Source organism: Burkholderia crassaminum (assembly GCF_964265005.1).
Classification (GTDB): Bacteria; Pseudomonadota; Gammaproteobacteria; order Burkholderiales; family Burkholderiaceae; genus Burkholderia.
The window spans coordinates 2,977,532-2,994,188 of sequence record NZ_OZ183799.1; the positions used below are offsets into that span (position 1 = coordinate 2,977,532).

A 16,657-nucleotide genomic window follows, 5' to 3' on the forward strand; every position below is an offset into this window, starting at 1 on the left:
GGCGGCTCAGTCCTCGCCGTCGCGCTGCATCCGCTGCCGCAATTCGGTCACTTGCGATTCGACGACGGTCGCGTCGTCCGCGTCGGGCCGCTCGCCGAGATACTGCTCGAGATCCTCGAGCGCGGGGCGCAGGTAATCGAGCCGCGCATACGCGAAACCGCGGTCGCGGACTTCGTCGAGATGCTCAGGCAACAGGATCACGAGCCGCTGCTGCACCGCGAGCAGTCGCTGCCAGCGTTCCGTCTGAAGATAGATCGTCTTCAGGTTACGCAGCATCCGCGCGATGATCTCGCGGCTCGTCGCCGGCTGCAGCAGCGCGCGCAACGCGCTGTCGACCGCACCGGCCGCACGCGCGACGTACGGCTCGAGCATCTCGACCATCTCGGCTTCGGACAGCGAATGGCCGTTGGCCGGATCGATGATCAGGTCGCCGTCCGGCAGCGTGACGCGCAGCAGGAAATGGCCCGGGAACGATACGCCGCGCGCCGGCACGTCGATCTGCTCGGCGAGTTCCAGGTACAGCACCGATAGCGAAATCGGGATCCCGCGCCGCCGCTTCAGCACGGCGTTCAGGTGGCTGTTATCGGGGTCGTAGTAATCGTTGTGATTGCACGCGAAGCCGAGCTCGCGGAAGAAGAAGTCGTTCAGCGCGGCGACGCGGCCCTTCAGGTCCGCATCGTCGGTGAGCCGCCGGCGCAGCCGCGCCGCCAGCATGTCGAGTTCGGCCAGCGTGCCCTGCAGGTCGAGGTCGGGATACGCGTCCTGCGCCAGCGACAGCGCCGCCTCCGTGACAGGCAGGCTGTCGTCGTCTGCCACGAGCGTGCTGAAGTAGTCGAGGACGCGGGTCATAGCGGTCGTCACTTGGCGCGCCTTCTGAAGTAAGCGTATTTGAAGCCCATCACCCACAACATACCGAAATATAGTGCAGCGAACAGCACGAGGCACGCGGCCATCAGCGCGATGCGATCGAGCGGCTGCGCGCGCATCCCGGTCCAGTCGAAGCTGATCGACAGCCAGTGCATCACGCCCGCGAGCACGAGCGTCGCGCCGATCAGCTGCATGAAGAAGCGCAGCCAGCCCGGCGACGGCTGGTAGATGCCGCGCTTGCGCAGCCCGATGAACAGCAGCAGCGAGTTCAGGCACGCACCGACCCCGATGCTCAGCGTCAGGCCCGCGTGGCCGATCAGCGGCACGAACACGTAGTTCGAGATCTGCGTGACGATCAGCACGCCGATCGCGATCTTCACGGGCGTCTTGATGTCCTGCTTCGCATAGAAGCCCGGCGCGAGGATCTTGATCAGGATGATGCCGACGAGGCCGATCCCGTAGGTCGCGAGCGCGCGCGCGACCATCGTGACGGTATGCGCGTCGAACTTGCCATAGTTGAACAGGGTCGCGGTGAGTGGCGTCGCGAAGAAGAACAGCGCGAGCGCGCTCGGTGCCGCGAGCAGGAACGTGACGCGCAACCCCCAGTCGAGCAGCGCCGAATACTCGTGCGAATCGGCGTCGACGTGCGCCTTCGACAGGCTCGGCAGCAGGATCGTGCCGAGCGCGACGCCGAGCAGCGCCGTCGGGAATTCCATCAGGCGGTCGGCGTAGTTGATCCACGACACGGCGCCCTGCCCGAGCCGCGACGCGATGTTGGTGTTGATGATCAGCGACAGTTGTGCGACCGACACCGCGAACGTCGCGGGCACCATCTTCGCGAGCACGCGCTTCACGCCCGGGTGGCGCAGCGCGCGCAGCGGGTTGAGGCCGATCAGCGGCACCATGTCGATCTTCTTCAGGCCCGGCAGCTGCACGAGGAACTGCAGCACGCCGCCGACGATGACGGCCCATGCAAGCGCGAACACCGGCACCTTCAGGTGCGGCGCGACGAACACGGCCGCGCCAATGAACGCGACGTTCAGCAGCACCGGCGCGAACGCGGGCAGCGAGAAGCTCTTGTATGTGTTCAGCACGCCGGACGCGAGCGTCGTCAGGGAAATGAACACGATGTACGGGAACATGATCCGCGTCATCGTGACCGCGAGCGGGAACGCCTGCCCGTCGGTGTGCAGGCCGGACGCGACCGCGAACACGACCCACGACGCGCCGAAGATCCCGAGGACCGACAGCACGGCAAGCGCCCACGCCAGCACGGTCGACATCGCGTCGACGAGCGCTTTTGTCGCATCGTGCCCCTGCTGGTTCTTGAACTCGGCGAGGATCGGCACGAACGCCTGCGAGAACGCGCCCTCGGCGGACAGGCGGCGCAGCAGGTTCGGGATACGGAAGGCGACGTAGAACGCGTCGGTGTATTGACTGGCGCCGAACGCACGGGCGATCAGCGTCTCGCGGGCCAGTCCGGTCACGCGCGACAGCAGCGTGAAGCCGCTGACCGTCAGCAGGGCTCGGAATAGATTCATGGGGCGCTTATTATACGGACGTTGCGTGGCCCGGCCAGCGGTCGATGCCGAAAAGCGCACACGCCGCCGGCGCCCATCCCGACGGGAATCACGTCGAGCTTGCCACTCGCTTGATTTTGTTGCTATAATCTCCGGTTTCTGGGCTCGTACATGCACGGCAACTGCCGTTTTCATGTCCCGGCCTCGGTTAAAATCACCGTTTTTTTATGCGCCCCTGGGCAATCGTTCTCAGGGGACGGATCGAAAAGCAGCGCTTGGCCGTCAGGCTCCAAGCTCTGGAAACAGGACAGGATAAGGAACCGTCATGGCTAACTCCGCACAAGCACGCAAGCGCGCCCGCCAGGCCGCGAAGGCAAACTCGCACAACTCGGCGCTGCGCTCGAAATTCCGTACCGCGATCAAGTCGGTTCGCAAGGCTGTTGAAGCCGGCGACCACGCAAAGGCTGCCGATCTGTTCAAGGCTGCCGTGAAGACGATCGACACGATCGCCGACAAGAAGATCGTTCACAAGAACAAGGCCGCTCGCAGCAAGAGCCGCCTGGCCGCAGCCGTCAAGGGTCTGCAGGCAGCAGCGTAAATCCGGTGCGCCCGCTCACGCGGGCGCTCCTGTTTCCTGCGATCGCAAAAAAGCCCGCCTAGGCGGGCTTTTTTGTCGTCTGTCGCCGGCGTGCATCCTGCGGGCCGACGGCATTTGCCAGGGCGGGCGCGACAAGCGCCCTCGCCCATACCGGCATCACTTCTTCGCGTCGTAGTCCGGCAGTTCGCACGCCTCGGTGACGACGAGGTTGTTGTCCTTCGCGAAATTCAGCACGAAATCGAAAGCCATCGGCTCGACGTCGCGCAGCCGGGAATCGAGGATCACGCATTTCAGGTCGCCGAGCATCGTCGGACGCACATAGAGCGAATACTTGAGACGCGCGTTCCGCCCGCTCGCCCCCGGCCCGAAGCAGGCCATCACACCGGCCAGACGTTCCGACCAGTCGCTCGGGCGAAACTTTTTCCCGTCTTTCGTGATGCCCTGGATGAAGAATTCGGTCGGAGGGGTTTCAGCCATGTGGTTACCCAAGTGACGGCCCGGCGATGTCCAGGCAACGGCGCCTGGATACGCGAACACAAAGCTGAAACGGACGGCGGCGCAAGCATTCCGATATCCCGAAAACGGGGCGTCGATGCGCGCCGCCGGTGGACTGCACCGGATTTGTGCAGCGCACGGCTTGTGTCCGGCAGAGCGCGAGGAGGCTTGCCTGCCGGGCTGGAGAAAACTTTCGGATTATACCGCAGCGCGCCATCGCGCGTCGTCCCGACACCCGTCCTCCCGCACCGTCTGCCGCGCGCGGCGATCGCGCCCCGCTTCTCCCCGCGGCTCGTCAAAGCACAGAAAATCCTTTATGCTGCTTTGAGTTATCCACACCCGACGGTGGCGCCGTCCGGCCTTGCTGCCGGGTGCAACCCGCCGTATCCCGCTTCATGACCGCCAAAACCATTCGTCACTACCTGCAGTTCAAGGATTTCTCGCTGGAAGACTACGAGTACGTGCTCGAACGCACGGGTATCCTGAAGCGCAAGTTCAAGAACTACGAGACCTATCACCCGCTGCACGACCGCACGCTCGCGATGATCTTCGAGAAGAGCTCGACGCGCACGCGCCTGTCGTTCGAGGCCGGGATCTTCCAGCTCGGCGGCCACGCCGTCTTCATGAGCACGCGCGACACGCAGCTCGGCCGCGGCGAACCCGTCGAGGATTCCGCGCAGGTCATCTCGCGGATGGTCGACATCATCATGATCCGCACGTTCGAGCAGGAGGTCATCAAGCGTTTCGCGGAGAACTCCCGCGTGCCGGTGATCAACGGCCTGACGAACGACTACCACCCGTGCCAGGTGCTCGCCGACATCTTCACGTACTACGAGCACCGCGGCCCGATCGCCGGCAAGACCGTCGCGTGGGTCGGCGACGCGAACAACATGCTCTACACGTGGATCGAAGCCGCGCAGATCCTCGGCTTCAAGCTGCGCCTGTCCACGCCGCCCGGCTACGCGCTCGACATGAAGCTCGTGTCGCCCGGCAGCGCGCCGTTCTACGAGGTGTTCGACGATCCGAACGAAGCGTGCAAGGGTGCCGATCTCGTCACCACCGACGTGTGGACGAGCATGGGCTTCGAGGCCGAGAACGAGGCCCGCATGCAGGCATTCGCCGACTGGTGCGTCGACGAGGAAATGATGGGCCACGCGAACCCGGACGCCCTCTTCATGCACTGCCTGCCCGCGCACCGCGGCGAGGAAGTGACGGCCGGCGTGATCGACGGCCCGCAGAGCGTCGTCTGGGATGAAGCGGAAAACCGCCTGCACGTGCAGAAGGCGTTGATGGAGTTCCTGCTGCTCGGCCGCCTCAAGCACTGACGCGCCGGCACCCGGCAACCCATGAAAAAAGCGCCGATCGACGATCGGCGCTTTTTGTTTGGGCACGCGAACAGCGGGGCGAGATCCGCGTTACAGGCAGACGGGTTCCGGCTCGAGCTCGACGCCGAATTGCGCGCGCACGTCGGCCTGGATCGCCTGCGCCAGCGCGAGCACGTCGGCGCCTGTCGCACCGCCGCGATTGACGAGCACGAGCGCCTGGCGGTCGTGCACGGCCGCCGCGCCCAGTGCGCGCCCCTTCCAGCCGCAGCGGTCGATCAGCCAGCCGGCCGCGAGCTTGACCTGCCCGTCCGGCTGCGGATACGACACGACCTCGGGCGTACGGGCGCGCAGCGCATCGAATTGCGCGGCATCGATCACCGGATTCTTGAAGAAACTGCCCGCGTTGCCGAGGACAAGCGGATCGGGCAGCTTCGCGCGGCGGATCGCGACGACAGCATCGAACACGTCACGCGGCGCGGCCGCATCGGGTGCGATGCCACGGGCATCGAGTTCGCGCGTGACGTCCGTGTAGCCGAGCCGCGGCGCCCATTGCTTCGGCAGCCGGAACGTCACCGATACGATCGCGAACCGGCCGCGCCCTTCCCGCTTGAAAAAGCTGTCGCGATAGCCGAACGCACAGCGCGCGGCGTCGAAGCGCTCGCTACGCCCCGTCGCCAGCTCGACCGCGACCAGCGAGTCGAAATACACCTTCATCTCGAGGCCGTATGCGCCGATGTTCTGGATCGGCGCGGCGCCGACGGTGCCCGGAATCAGCGCGAGGTTCTCGAGACCCGGCATCCCGTGTTCGAGCGTCCATGCGACGAATGCGTGCCAGTTCTCGCCGCCGCCGGCCTCGACGTACCACGCGTCCTCCTCCTCGCGCACGACGCGGCGGCCCGCGATCTCGTCGAGCAGCACGACGCCGTCGAAATCGCGCGTGAACACGACGTTGCTGCCGCCGCCGAGCACGAGCCGTGGCAGGTTCGCGACGCGCGGGTCGCGATGGAGCGCCTCGAATTGCGACGCATGCGTGACGCGCGCGGCAACGCGCGCGGTCGCGGCGATGCCGAACGTGTTGTGCGCGGCGAGCGGATGGTCGGGAAGCAGCGACAGGGCGGAATCGTCAGGAGGCATCGGCATTCGCGGTCACGTCCGCCCGGGCGGCACATGGCCGGCCTTGGGCAAACGGAGGGGCATCGGTAAAATGGCAAACAGTCCGCAATTATAGCGAGTGCCTGCGCGCGAGCCGGGTGCCCGCATCTCAAGGGAGAAAACCATGCCATCGTTCGACGTCGTTTCCGAAGCGAACATGATCGAAGTAAAGAACGCCATCGAGCAGTCGAACAAGGAAATTTCGACACGCTTCGACTTCAAGGGCTCCGACGCGCGCGTCGAGCAGAAGGAGCGCGAGCTGACGCTGTTCGCCGACGACGATTTCAAGCTCGGCCAGGTCAAGGACGTGCTGATCGGCAAGCTGGCCAAGCGCAACGTCGACGTGCGCTTCCTCGACTACGGCAAGGTCGAGAAGATCGGCGGCGACAAGGTCAAGCAGATCGTCACCGTGAAGAAGGGCGTGACCGGCGATCTCGCGAAGAAGATCGTGCGGCTTGTGAAGGACAGCAAGATCAAGGTACAGGCGAGCATCCAGGGCGACGCGGTGCGCATCTCGGGCACCAAGCGCGACGACCTGCAGAGCACGATCGCGATGCTGCGCAAGGACGTGACCGACACGCCGCTCGACTTCAACAACTTCCGCGACTGATCGCCAGACGATCCTTCACGTCATCCTGCCGGGCCCCGCACGCGCGGTGCGCCCGGCATGCGGCAAGCGCTGCGCGTTCTCAGGCTTTCCCGCCGCCCTGCGCGCCGCCGTCCGCGGCCGCCTTCTTCTTGTCACCGATCCGGCTTTCCTGCCCCGCCAGCAGCTTCGAAATGTTGCCGCGGTGACGCCACACGAGCAGCACGCTCATCGCGAGCACGGCCCACGCGACCGGGTTGTGGCCCGTGCCGAACAGGAACACGTCGAACACCGGCGCGAACACGGCCGCCACCAGCGCCGCGAGCGACGAATAGCGGAAGAAGAACGCGACGATCAGCCAGGTCAGCGCGGTCGCGAGCCCGAGCACCGGGTGCACGGCGAGCAGCACGCCGGCCGCGGTCGCGACGCCCTTGCCGCCCTGGAAGCGGAAGAACACCGGATACAGGTGACCGAGGAACACGGCGATCGCGACCCATGCGACCGCGACGTCGGGCAGGCCGAAGCGGCGGGCGAGCCAGACGGCAACCCAGCCCTTGAACGCGTCGCCGACGAGCGTCAGGATCGCGGCCTTCTTGTTGCCGCTGCGCAGCACGTTGGTCGCGCCGGGATTCTTCGACCCGTACGAACGCGGGTCGGCCAGGCCCATCGCGCCACTGACGACGACGGCGAACGACACCGAACCGATCAGGTAGGCAACAAGGGCAGCGAGCAGGATCTGCATGCGGAGGACTCTTCTTTCAACGTATCGGTAAAGGGACGGCTGCGCGGCAAGCCGGCAAGCCGAAACGGCGCCCATTCTACCGAACGGGCGCGGGGTGCCACGAAGGTGAAACCCTCAGTCGACACTCGCGCACTGCACGGGCTGCGCGCCGAGCAGCGACGTGAGCACGGCCGGCGCGAGGCTGACGAGGTAGCCGCGACGGCCGCCGTTCAGGTAGATCGTCGGCAACTCGAGGATCGTCGCCTCGACGTAGACGGGCATCGTCTTGCGCGTGCCGAACGGCGACGTGCCGCCGACGAGATAGCCCGAATGACGGTTCGCGACCTCGGGCTTGCACGGCTCGACGCGCTTCGCGCCGATCTGCCGCGCGAGGTTCTTCGTCGATACCATGCGGTCGCCGTGCATCAGCACGATCAACGGCTTCGCCTGTTCATCTTCCATCACGAGCGTCTTCACGACGCTGTGCTCGTCGACGCCGAGTTGGCGCGCCGATTCGCCGGTGCCGCCGTGCTCGACGTAGTCGTACGGATGCTCGCCGAACACAACGCCGTGGCGGCGCAACAGCTGGGTCGCAGGGGTTTCGGACACGTGTCTGGATTTGCTCATGGCGGCATTTTAATGGTGAACGACCGGCGGGCGCGCAATGGCGCCCTCGCGCCCGCGCCGACGGTATACTCGCGGCCCGTTTTCCGCCGGGCGGCCTGCTGCGTCGCCGCAACGATTCCGTCCATCATCATTGCGGACATCGCGAAGCGCTATTGCCCGAATGGCCGATTGTGGCGCACGCGCCGTCATGGCACGATCGTTCGCCAACCTCGTCAGCCGCCGCCCGCCCCTTTTCTGGAGACGCCATGTCCTCGTCCCCCCGTTCTTCCGAGCCGCTCGACGTCGATGCGCTGCTCGCCGCGCTGCCTCGCCGCATCGCCGACGTGCCCGCACGCCGGGCCGCGCAAGCGCCCGAGCATCCGGCGCTGATCGAGGACGCGCGCCGCCTGTCGTACGGCGAGCTGTCGCAGGCCGTCGATGCGGCGGCCGCGCTGCTCGCCAGCCTCGGCGTGCAAGGCGGCGACCGCGTGATGATCGTCGCCGAAAACTGCGTCGCGCAGATCGTGCTGCTGTTCGCGGTCGCCCGCCTAGACGCGTGGGCGCTCGTGTCGAACGCGCGCTTGTCGGCCGGCGAACTCGACGCGATCGCCGCGCACGCGCGTCCGAAGCTGATCGCGTTCACCACCGACGCATCGCCCGACGCGCGCACGCATGCCTCGCGGCACGGCGCGACACCTGCCGGCACACTGCCGGTCGACATCGGCGCGTGGTCGTATCGCGTCGACGCGAGCGCGCCGGGCGAACCGGTTGCCGCCGACGGCGCCGCGCAATGCGCGGCGCTGATCTACACGACCGGTACGACCGGCACGCCGAAAGGCGTGATGCTGTCGCATCGCAACCTGCTGTTCATCGCGGCGACGTCGAGCACGCTGCGCCGCGTGTCGCCTGACGACGTCGTCTACACGGTGCTGCCCGTGTCGCACGTGTACGGGCTCGCGTCGGTCTGCCTCGGCAGCCTGTACGCTGGCGCGACGCTGCGGCTCGCCCCGCGCTTCTCGCCGGAAGCCGTGCGCGTTGCGCTCGCCGACGAAGGCGTCACGATCTTCCAGGGCGTGCCCGCGATGCACGCGAAGCTGCTCGAACACCTGCACACGCACGGCCACGCGTGGCGCGCGCCGCGCCTGCGCTTCGCGTATTCGGGCGGCTCGCCGCTCGACGCGAACCTGAAGGCACGCGTCGAGCGCCTGTACGGCGTGCCGCTGCACAACGGCTACGGGATGACCGAAAGCAGCCCGACGATCACGCAGACGCCGCTCGACGCGCCACGCGCCGACAGCTCGGTCGGCGTGCCGATTCCCGGTGTGGAAATGCGGATCGTCGCACCGGACGGCACCGACGTGCCGCCCGGGGAAGTCGGCGAAATCCGCGTACGCGGGCCGAACGTGATGCTCGGCTACTACCGCAACGCGGACGCCACGCGCGCGGCCGTGTCGCCGGACGGCTGGCTGAGCACCGGCGATCTCGCGCGACAGGAAGCGGACGGCGCGGTGACGATCGCGGGCCGCAGCAAGGAGCTGATCATCCGGTCGGGCTTCAACGTCTATCCGGTCGAAGTCGAGCAGGTGCTGAACGCGCATCCGGACGTCGTGCAGGCGGCCGTCATCGGCCGCGCGGTCGAAGGTAACGAGGAAGTGCTCGCGTTCGTCGAACTGGTGCCCAATGCGACCGCGGGCGAAGCAGCCTTGCACGCATGGTGCGCGGAGCGGCTCGCGCCTTACAAACGCCCCGCACACATCCGCATCCTCGACGCGCTGCCGGCCGCGTCGACGGGCAAGGTGCTGAAGCACAAGCTGCGCGAGCTGGTCTGACGCTGGCGGGCCGGTGCGCCCGCCGGAGCCTGTGCGGCGAAGTGTGCGCTAACCGCGCGGATGGTGTTGCGCGTGCAGCGTCTTCAACCGCTCGCGCGCGACGTGCGTATAGATCTGCGTGGTCGAGATGTCGCTGTGACCGAGCAGCAATTGCACGACGCGCAGGTCGGCGCCGTGATTCAGCAAGTGCGTCGCGAACGCGTGCCGCAGCGTGTGCGGCGACAGGTGTGCGCGTACGTCCGCGTGCTGCGCGTGACGCTTGATGATGTTCCAGAACTGCTGGCGCGTCATCCCGTCGCCGCGTGCGGTCACGAACAGCGCGTCGGCCGCGCGCGCGCCGAGCAGCGCCGGCCGCGCCTCGCGCAGATAGCGCTCGATCCAGCCGTGCGCGACTTCGCCGAACGGCACGAGCCGTTCCTTCGAGCCCTTGCCCATTACGCGCACGACGCCCTCGTTGAGCCCCACCTCGACGGTCTTCAGCGTCACGAGTTCGCTCACGCGCAACCCGCTCGCATACATCAGCTCGAGCATCGTGCGATCGCGCAGGCCGAGCGGCGTGCCGATGTCGGGCGCGCCGAGCAGCGCCTCGACCTGCGCCTCCGACAACGTCGACGGAAACCGGGCGGCCTGTTTCGCGGACGTGATCCGCAGCGTCGGGTCGGCGCTCGCGCGATGCTCACGCACGGCCCAGCCGTAATAGCGCCGGAACACGGACAGCCGCCGGTTCGACGACGTCGCCTTGCCGTCGCTGCGCGCGGCAATGTAGCCCGTCACCATCGCTTCGTCGACCGAATCGAGCGACGTGTCGTGCGTCTCGGCCAGCCATTGGGAAAACAGCACCAGATCGCGTCGGTAAGCATCGAGCGTGTTGCGTGCGAGCCCGTGCTCGAGCCACAGCGCATCGCAAAACACGTCGATCGATGCGCGGCTCGCCAGCAGCGCGGGGGACGCCGCGGCGGCATCGCCGTCGGCTTCGGGGGAAATCAGCGATTCACTCATCAGTACGGCACGCCTTCGTGCGCCAGCAGCCAGCGCTTCACTTTCTGGTAATAACCGTTGTCGTCGTGGTTCGCGAAGCCGCCGAGGCCGCCCGCCGCGACGACGCGATGGCACGGGATCACGAGCGGAAAATAGTTCGCGCCGCACGCCTGACCGACCGCGCGCGGCGCGCTGCCGATCCGCTTCGCGACCTGCCCGTAGGTCAGCACCGTGCCGGGCGGGATATCGCTGATCACGTCCCACACGCGGTGCTGGAACGCGCTGCCGACTTCGGCGAGCGGCAGGTCGAAGCGCGCCGACGCGCGCTCGAAATAACGTTCGATCTGCTTGACCGCGCGCTTCGCGAGCGGCGAATCCGGATCGATCGACTTCACCGATTCGGGCAGATAGACGATCTCGCGCACCACCGCGGCATCCGTGCGGACGCCGACCTTGCCGAACGGTGCGTCGATGACTGCATTGAACATGGCCCTCTCCTGACCGACGGATGCGCGCGGCACCACCGCGCGCCGACGACACTGTACGCCGCCTTCACGCGGAACGCAGCGCCCATTCGACATGCTCGCGCACGACCGGCGACGGATCGTCGGCCCGCGCGCGCAACGCGGCGACGATCGCGTCGCGCGCCTGCGGCGCGAGCCGGCCCTCGGCCGCGCGCAGCGCATTACCGAGTCCGACCGCGAGATTGCGCAGCCAGCTTTCGTAGCCGATGCGCCGGATCGCACTGCCCTGCATCCGCGTATCGAACGTGTCCGCATCCCACGCAAACAGCTCGACCAGCGTCGCGCGGTCGAGGCCGTGCCGCACGTCGAAATCGGCGACGGGCGCGGCCTGCGCGAACTTGTTCCACGGGCACACGAGCTGGCAATCGTCGCAGCCGTACACGCGATTGCCGATCATCGGCCGCAGCGGCTCGGGGATGCTGCCTTTCAGTTCGATCGTCAGGTACGAGATGCAGCGGCGCGCGTCGACGCGGTACGGCTCGACGATCGCGCCGGTCGGGCACGCGCCGATGCAGCGCGTACAGCTGCCGCAATGCGCACCGGGCGTCTCGGGCGCGGTGTCCGGCGACGTGTGCGCGTCGGTCGGCAACGGAACGTCGACGTAGATCTCGCCGAGGAAGAACAGCGAACCCGCATCGCGCTGCAGCAGCAGCGTGTGCTTGCCGCGCCAGCCGACGCCGGCCTTCTGCGCGAGCTCGACCTCGAGCACGGGCGCCGAATCGGTGAACACGCGGTAGCCGAACGCGCCGATCTCTTGCTCGATGCGCTCGGCGAGTGTCTGCAGCCGGTTGCGCAGCACCTTGTGATAGTCGCGGCCGCGCGCATAGATCGACACGACGGCCGCCTGCGGATCGTCGAGCCGGGCGCGTTCGCGCGCGCGCCAGTCGTGCGGCGCGAGCGCGCCCGGCTCATCGTCGGGCGCGCCGGCAGCGAGCGTTTCGGCCGGCAGATAGGCGAGCCGCGCGGAGATCACGCGTCGCGTACCGGCCACAAGTTCGGCCGGACGCGCGCGTTTCATCCCATGTTTCGCCATATAATCCATTTCGCCGTGGTAGCCGGCTTCCAGCCAGGCGGCGAGGCCTGCTTCGGCATCCGAGAGATCGGTATCGCTGATGCCGATCGCCCCGAAACCCAATTCGCGCCCCCACGCCCTGATGCGCGCGGCGAGCGCAGTCAACGCCGCATCGTCGAGCGCGCACGGTGCCGCGCCTTCGGCACGAGTCGAAGGCCTGTCGGATGCGGCGAGTTCCGGTAATCGGTTCATCGCACTATTTTACGAGAATGCCAGCCACGTCCCATACGCCTCATGCCATCACGCTGCCTGCCCCGTTCGCGGAGCGCGTGATCGCGCTCGCCGACGAAGCGGCGACCGAGGCCTTCGGCACCCGCTTCGCGCACGCGCTCGACGCAGCGCGCGTCGATCTCGCCCGCGCGCATGCGTTCGACGGGCTGCAGATCCAGCTGGTCGGCGATCTCGGCGCGGGCAAGACGTCCCTCGTGCGCGCGATCCTGCGCGGCCTCGGCCACACGGGGCGCGTGCGCAGCCCGACCTATACGCTCGTCGAGCCGTACGCGCTCGAACGCGACGATGGGGAACTCGAGGTCTATCACTTCGATCTGTATCGTTTCAACGATCCGGCCGAATGGTCCGATGCAGGCTTTCGCGAATATTTCAATTCCAGCGCGATCTGCCTCGTCGAATGGCCACAACAGGCGGGCACGCTGCTCGGCGTACCCGATCTGGTTTTCTCGCTCGACGTGGATGGCGACGGCCGCGCCCTCACCGTTCGGGCGTACAGCGCTTCAGGAAAGGCATGTCTCGAAAGATGTTGATCAAACCGTTCCGCTCGATCGAATCGGCGGCCACCGCGACGCACAACTGGCGGCGTCGCCAGATCCTGTGCGCGGGCGCGTCGACGCTGGTGCTCGGTCTCGTCGCGCCGCGTCTCGCGCACGCGTCGTCGGTGCTCGGCGTGCGCGTGTGGCCCGCACGCGATTACACGCGCGTCACGATCGAATCCGACCAGCCGCTGCAGAATACCCAACAGCTGCTGCAGGGTCCCGACCGCCTCGTCGTCGACCTGAGCGGCCTCGATCTCGACCAGGCGCTGCGCGACCTCGTGTCGAAGATCGCGCCGAACGACCCGCAGATCCAGTCGGTGCGCGTCGGCCAATATCAGCCGCACGTCGTGCGGATGGTGTTCGACCTGAAAGGTTCGGTGAAGCCGCAGGTGTTCACGCTGCCTCCCGTCGGCACCTACAAGTACCGGCTCGTGTTCGACCTGTATCCGGCCGTCGCGCCCGATCCGCTGACCGACCTGATCGCGCAGACGGAACGCAAGGAGCAGGCGCTCAACGATACCGCGCGCGCGCAGCAGATGCAGCCGCCGACCGCGCTGAACGGGCCGGGCACGCCCCTGCCGCCGCCCGCCGCGGGCGACGGCAGCGACGCGTTCTTCCAGCGATTCGCACAGAACACGCCGGCCGCGCCGCACACGCCGCCCGCCGCCGGCACGCCTTCGACACCCGCGAAGCCGGCCGTCAAGCCGCCGCCCGTCATCGCGCGCCGCGACGACAGCGACGACGACGGCGACACCTACAAGTTCACCGCACCGAAATCCGGCAAGGGCGGCACCGTCCGCCTGCTGACGGTGGCGATCGATCCGGGCCACGGCGGCGAGGATCCGGGCGCGATCGGCGGCGGCGGCACGTATGAGAAGCACATCGCGCTCGACATCGCGAAGAAGCTGCGCGCGAAGATCGACGGCGCGCCGAACATGCGCGCGATGATGACGCGCGACGCCGACTTCTTCGTGCCGCTGAACGTGCGCGTGCAGAAAGCGCGCCGCGTGGGTGCGGATCTCTTCGTGTCGATCCACGCGGACGCGTTCACAACGCCGTCCGCGCGCGGCTCGTCCGTGTTCGCGCTGTCCGACCACGGCGCGACGAGCGCGGCGGCGCGCTGGATGGCGAACAAGGAAAATTCGTCCGACCTGATCGGCGGCATCAACATCAAGACGGCGGACGCGGCCGTGAACCGCGCGCTGTTCGACATGTCGACGACCGCGCAGATCCGCGATTCGCTGCGCTACGGCAACTACGTGCTGAAGGAAGTCGGCGGCATCAACAAGCTGCACAAGGGCTCGGTCGAGCAGGCCGGGTTCGCGGTGCTGAAGGCGCCCGACATCCCGTCGATCCTCGTCGAGACGGCGTTCATCAGCAACCCGGAAGAGGAGAACCGGCTGAACGACGACAGCTATCGCGACCAGATGGCCGACGCGATCTTCCGCGGCATCAAGCGCTATTTCTCCGCGAATCCGCCGCTCGCGAAGAACCGGATGGCCTGACGGCCGTACCCGGCCACCCCGCCCCGCCCCGCCCCGCCCCGCCGCCGGCACGCAGTGCGTGCCGGCGCGTCACGATGCCGCGAAGCGGCGCATCAGTTTCCCGCCGAAGACGTTCACCGCGAGCCCGCCCATCACGAGCGCCGTGCCGATCAGCTGCGTGCGCGTCAGATGCTCGTCGAGCAGCAGCGCCGAGGAAGCCAGGCCGACGATCGGCACCAGCAGCGAGAATTGCGCGACCTGCGCGGCCGGATAGCGCGACAGCAGGCGGCTCCACAGCCCGTAGCCGAGCAGCGTCGCGACGAACGCGAGATAGACGACCGCGAAGATCGACGCACCGTTCAGCCCGGCGAGCGCGGCCGCGATCCGCTGCGGCCCTTCGAACCACAGCGACAGCAGGAAGAACGGCACGGGCGGCACGAGGCTTGCCCACACCACGAGCGACACGAGGTTCGCACGGCCGACCTTCTTCGTGACGATATTGCCGAACGCCCACATCGCCGCCGAACAGATCGTCAGCAGAAAGCCCGCGAGCGTCATCGCGCGGCCGCCCTGCGCCGCGATCACGACGAGCCCGCCCGCGGCGATCGCGAGCCCGAACAGGTTCTGCATGCGCAGCCGCTCGCCGAGGAACAGCATCGCGAACACGAGCGTGAAGAATGCCTGCGACTGCAGCACGAGCGACGCGAGGCCGGCCGGCATGCCGACGTACATGCCGGTGAACAGGAACACGAACTGGCCGAGCTGGATCGTCGCGCCGTACAGCACCAGCAAGCGCCACGGAATCTGCGGCCGGCGCACGAAGAACACCGCGGGCACGGCCGCGAGCGTGAAGCGCAGCGCGCCGAGCAGCATCGGCGGCATGCCGTGCAGGCCGACCTTGATCACGACGAAGTTCACGCCCCACGCCAGGATCACGACCAGCGCAAGCAGCAAGTCCTTCGGGGCCATCATCGGCGTCTCCTCGATTGTCGAATTGTTGTGGAAGGTGTTCTCGAGCCCGGTCGCTTCGCGCCAGGCTCCCGAGGCGGCGATCCCCCAAAGGGACTGCCTGCAGGGCAAAAAACTCGGGGCGGCCCGGCGTTTTCTCGAGAAGCCGGTCAGTCTACCGGGTTTCGGCACCCGGCCCGATACCCTCGCGGCGCGAATGGAATCGGCGGCGGACGGCCAGTACAATGACCGGCATCGCCCCCGCCGCCCCACAGGATCCGCCATGACCGCTCCGATCAAAGCCCTGCTGAAACCGCACGTGCGCGACATCGGCAACCTGCAGGTGCGCCGCACGCTGCCCGCACTCGCCGCACGCCTCGTCGGCCCGTTCATCTTCTTCGATCACATGGGGCCCGCCACGCTGCCGCCCGGCACGGGGCTCGACGTGCGCCCGCATCCGCATATCGGCCTCGCCACCGTCACCTACCTGTTCGACGGCGCGATCCTGCACCGCGACAGCCTCGGATCGCTGCAGGAGATCGTGCCGGGCGACGTGAACTGGATGACGGCCGGCCGCGGGATCGTCCACTCCGAACGCACGCCCGACGCGCAGCGCGAAAACGGCCACACCGTGCACGGGATCCAGACCTGGGTCGCGCTGCCGCGCACGCACGAGACGACCGAGCCGTCGTTCGAGCACCATGCAGCCGACACGCTGCCGAAGCGCAACGAAGACGGCGTGTCGCTGACGGTGATCGCCGGCGATGCGTTCGGGCTGCGCTCGCCGGTCACGACGTTCTCGCGCACGCTGTATGTCGCGGCCGAATTCGCGGCCGGCGGCCGTCTCGAACTCGACGCGTCTCACGAGGAGCGCGCGGTCTACGTGGTCGACGGCGACCTCGCGATCGACGGCACGCCGGTGCCGGCCGAGCAGATGGCCGTGCTCGCGCCCGGTGCCGCAGTCACGCTGACGAGCGGCAGCGGCGCGCGCGCGATGCTGCTCGGCGGCGACAAGATCGACGGCGAGCGCTTCATCGAATGGAATTTCGTCGCGAGCAGCCGCGAAGCGATCGAGCGCGCGAAAGCGGCATGGACGCGCCAGGAAATGGGCAAGGTGCCGGGCGAGACCGAGTGGATTCCGCTGCCCGAGTCGAAGCCGCGTTGAAAAAGGGGCGCACCGCC

The 16,657-nt window shown here is 67.6% G+C and carries 17 protein-coding genes; 7 read left to right on the top strand and 10 right to left on the bottom strand.

The features are described 5' to 3' along the window. Nucleotides 1-6 precede the first annotated feature (6 nt). Nucleotides 7-849, bottom strand: a complete 843-nt coding sequence (locus ACPTTF_RS13790) for a SirB1 family protein (protein ID WP_166963246.1) — start codon at nt 847-849, stop codon at nt 7-9. 8 nt (nt 850-857) lie between these two features. Further along, nucleotides 858-2,408, bottom strand: coding sequence for a murein biosynthesis integral membrane protein MurJ (gene murJ / locus ACPTTF_RS13795; protein WP_423371470.1), 1,551 nt, complete (start codon nt 2,406-2,408; stop codon nt 858-860). A 304-nt stretch (nt 2,409-2,712) separates the two neighbouring features. On the opposite strand from murJ, the gene rpsT reads away from it, so the two are divergent. Beyond that, nucleotides 2,713-2,985, top strand: a complete 273-nt coding sequence (gene rpsT / locus ACPTTF_RS13800) for a 30S ribosomal protein S20 (RefSeq protein WP_047898858.1) — start codon at nt 2,713-2,715, stop codon at nt 2,983-2,985. 156 nt (nt 2,986-3,141) lie between these two features. Here rpsT and ACPTTF_RS13805 read toward each other — a convergent pair whose 3' ends face one another. Further along, entirely contained in the window at nt 3,142-3,462 is a 321-nt protein-coding gene (locus ACPTTF_RS13805) for a DUF3579 domain-containing protein (protein ID WP_166963250.1), read from the bottom strand. 413 nt (nt 3,463-3,875) lie between these two features. On the opposite strand from ACPTTF_RS13805, the gene argF reads away from it, so the two are divergent. Then, nucleotides 3,876-4,805, top strand: a complete 930-nt coding sequence (argF, locus tag ACPTTF_RS13810) for an ornithine carbamoyltransferase (RefSeq protein WP_166963252.1) — start codon at nt 3,876-3,878, stop codon at nt 4,803-4,805. Between the two features lie 90 nt (nt 4,806-4,895). Here argF and murB read toward each other — a convergent pair whose 3' ends face one another. Next, entirely contained in the window at nt 4,896-5,945 is a 1,050-nt protein-coding gene (gene murB / locus ACPTTF_RS13815; protein WP_423371471.1) for a UDP-N-acetylmuramate dehydrogenase, read from the bottom strand. 136 nt (nt 5,946-6,081) lie between these two features. Between murB and ACPTTF_RS13820 the strand changes: the two genes are divergently transcribed. Then, entirely contained in the window at nt 6,082-6,567 is a 486-nt protein-coding gene (locus tag ACPTTF_RS13820) for a YajQ family cyclic di-GMP-binding protein (protein WP_006482217.1), read from the top strand. Between the two features lie 79 nt (nt 6,568-6,646). Here ACPTTF_RS13820 and plsY read toward each other — a convergent pair whose 3' ends face one another. Together plsY and ybaK are read right to left on the bottom strand one after the other, a co-directional pair. Continuing rightward, nucleotides 6,647-7,285 (bottom strand): glycerol-3-phosphate 1-O-acyltransferase PlsY, encoded by a 639-nt coding sequence (gene plsY / locus ACPTTF_RS13825; RefSeq protein WP_166963256.1) that lies wholly within the window; start codon nt 7,283-7,285, stop codon nt 6,647-6,649. 114 nt (nt 7,286-7,399) lie between these two features. Then, the gene (gene ybaK, locus ACPTTF_RS13830; protein ID WP_423371472.1) at nt 7,400-7,891 is read right to left on the bottom strand and encodes a Cys-tRNA(Pro) deacylase; all 492 of its coding nucleotides are present in this window, start codon (nt 7,889-7,891) and stop codon (nt 7,400-7,402) included. Nucleotides 7,892-8,136: 245 nt separating this feature from the next. Between ybaK and ACPTTF_RS13835 the strand changes: the two genes are divergently transcribed. Then, nucleotides 8,137-9,699 (top strand): class I adenylate-forming enzyme family protein, encoded by a 1,563-nt coding sequence (locus ACPTTF_RS13835; protein ID WP_423371473.1) that lies wholly within the window; start codon nt 8,137-8,139, stop codon nt 9,697-9,699. A 48-nt stretch (nt 9,700-9,747) separates the two neighbouring features. Here ACPTTF_RS13835 and xerD read toward each other — a convergent pair whose 3' ends face one another. The 3 genes from xerD to queG all read right to left on the bottom strand — a co-directional run bounded on the left by xerD (nt 9,748) and on the right by queG (nt 12,465). Continuing rightward, nucleotides 9,748-10,698, bottom strand: coding sequence for a site-specific tyrosine recombinase XerD (xerD, locus tag ACPTTF_RS13840; protein ID WP_423371474.1), 951 nt, complete (start codon nt 10,696-10,698; stop codon nt 9,748-9,750). Next, nucleotides 10,698-11,165 carry a methylated-DNA--[protein]-cysteine S-methyltransferase gene (locus ACPTTF_RS13845; RefSeq protein WP_166963264.1) on the bottom strand — a complete coding sequence of 156 codons (468 nt, stop codon included), beginning with the start codon at nt 11,163-11,165 and terminating at the stop codon, nt 10,698-10,700. The genes xerD and ACPTTF_RS13845 overlap by 1 nt, the downstream gene beginning before the upstream one ends. Nucleotides 11,166-11,229: 64 nt before the next feature. Continuing rightward, the gene (gene queG, locus ACPTTF_RS13850) at nt 11,230-12,465 is read right to left on the bottom strand and encodes a tRNA epoxyqueuosine(34) reductase QueG (protein ID WP_423371476.1); all 1,236 of its coding nucleotides are present in this window, start codon (nt 12,463-12,465) and stop codon (nt 11,230-11,232) included. A gap of 17 nt (nt 12,466-12,482) precedes the next feature. Here queG and tsaE point away from each other — a divergent pair, with 17 nt between their 5' ends. Together tsaE and ACPTTF_RS13860 are read left to right on the top strand one after the other, a co-directional pair. Then, complete coding sequence (tsaE, locus tag ACPTTF_RS13855) at nt 12,483-13,034, top strand: tRNA (adenosine(37)-N6)-threonylcarbamoyltransferase complex ATPase subunit type 1 TsaE (protein WP_166963277.1); 552 nt, start codon at nt 12,483-12,485, stop codon at nt 13,032-13,034. Continuing rightward, a complete protein-coding gene (locus ACPTTF_RS13860; RefSeq protein WP_423371477.1) occupies nt 13,016-14,548 on the top strand; it encodes an N-acetylmuramoyl-L-alanine amidase in 1,533 nt (510 codons plus the stop codon). Before tsaE ends, ACPTTF_RS13860 begins: the two co-directional genes overlap by 19 nt. A gap of 69 nt (nt 14,549-14,617) precedes the next feature. Here ACPTTF_RS13860 and ACPTTF_RS13865 read toward each other — a convergent pair whose 3' ends face one another. Continuing rightward, the gene (locus ACPTTF_RS13865; protein WP_208102182.1) at nt 14,618-15,496 is read right to left on the bottom strand and encodes an EamA family transporter; all 879 of its coding nucleotides are present in this window, start codon (nt 15,494-15,496) and stop codon (nt 14,618-14,620) included. Between the two features lie 262 nt (nt 15,497-15,758). Here ACPTTF_RS13865 and ACPTTF_RS13870 point away from each other — a divergent pair, with 262 nt between their 5' ends. Next, a complete protein-coding gene (locus ACPTTF_RS13870; RefSeq protein WP_423371478.1) occupies nt 15,759-16,640 on the top strand; it encodes a pirin family protein in 882 nt (293 codons plus the stop codon). Nucleotides 16,641-16,657: the final 17 nt, after the last annotated feature.

What these genes read in the sequence shown, in the direction of transcription:
- ACPTTF_RS13790 (WP_166963246.1), bottom strand. Translation starts at nt 849, where the DNA reads ATGACCCGCGTCCTCGACTACTTCAGCACGCTCGTGGCAGACGACGAC.
- murJ (WP_423371470.1), bottom strand. Translation starts at nt 2,408, where the DNA reads ATGAATCTATTCCGAGCCCTGCTGACGGTCAGCGGCTTCACGCTGCTG.
- rpsT (WP_047898858.1), top strand. Translation starts at nt 2,713, where the DNA reads ATGGCTAACTCCGCACAAGCACGCAAGCGCGCCCGCCAGGCCGCGAAG.
- ACPTTF_RS13805 (WP_166963250.1), bottom strand. Translation starts at nt 3,462, where the DNA reads ATGGCTGAAACCCCTCCGACCGAATTCTTCATCCAGGGCATCACGAAA.
- argF (WP_166963252.1), top strand. Translation starts at nt 3,876, where the DNA reads ATGACCGCCAAAACCATTCGTCACTACCTGCAGTTCAAGGATTTCTCG.
- murB (WP_423371471.1), bottom strand. Translation starts at nt 5,945, where the DNA reads ATGCCGATGCCTCCTGACGATTCCGCCCTGTCGCTGCTTCCCGACCAT.
- ACPTTF_RS13820 (WP_006482217.1), top strand. Translation starts at nt 6,082, where the DNA reads ATGCCATCGTTCGACGTCGTTTCCGAAGCGAACATGATCGAAGTAAAG.
- plsY (WP_166963256.1), bottom strand. Translation starts at nt 7,285, where the DNA reads ATGCAGATCCTGCTCGCTGCCCTTGTTGCCTACCTGATCGGTTCGGTG.
- ybaK (WP_423371472.1), bottom strand. Translation starts at nt 7,891, where the DNA reads ATGAGCAAATCCAGACACGTGTCCGAAACCCCTGCGACCCAGCTGTTG.
- ACPTTF_RS13835 (WP_423371473.1), top strand. Translation starts at nt 8,137, where the DNA reads ATGTCCTCGTCCCCCCGTTCTTCCGAGCCGCTCGACGTCGATGCGCTG.
- xerD (WP_423371474.1), bottom strand. Translation starts at nt 10,698, where the DNA reads ATGAGTGAATCGCTGATTTCCCCCGAAGCCGACGGCGATGCCGCCGCG.
- ACPTTF_RS13845 (WP_166963264.1), bottom strand. Translation starts at nt 11,165, where the DNA reads ATGTTCAATGCAGTCATCGACGCACCGTTCGGCAAGGTCGGCGTCCGC.
- queG (WP_423371476.1), bottom strand. Translation starts at nt 12,465, where the DNA reads ATGAACCGATTACCGGAACTCGCCGCATCCGACAGGCCTTCGACTCGT.
- tsaE (WP_166963277.1), top strand. Translation starts at nt 12,483, where the DNA reads ATGCCAGCCACGTCCCATACGCCTCATGCCATCACGCTGCCTGCCCCG.
- ACPTTF_RS13860 (WP_423371477.1), top strand. Translation starts at nt 13,016, where the DNA reads ATGTCTCGAAAGATGTTGATCAAACCGTTCCGCTCGATCGAATCGGCG.
- ACPTTF_RS13865 (WP_208102182.1), bottom strand. Translation starts at nt 15,496, where the DNA reads ATGGCCCCGAAGGACTTGCTGCTTGCGCTGGTCGTGATCCTGGCGTGG.
- ACPTTF_RS13870 (WP_423371478.1), top strand. Translation starts at nt 15,759, where the DNA reads ATGACCGCTCCGATCAAAGCCCTGCTGAAACCGCACGTGCGCGACATC.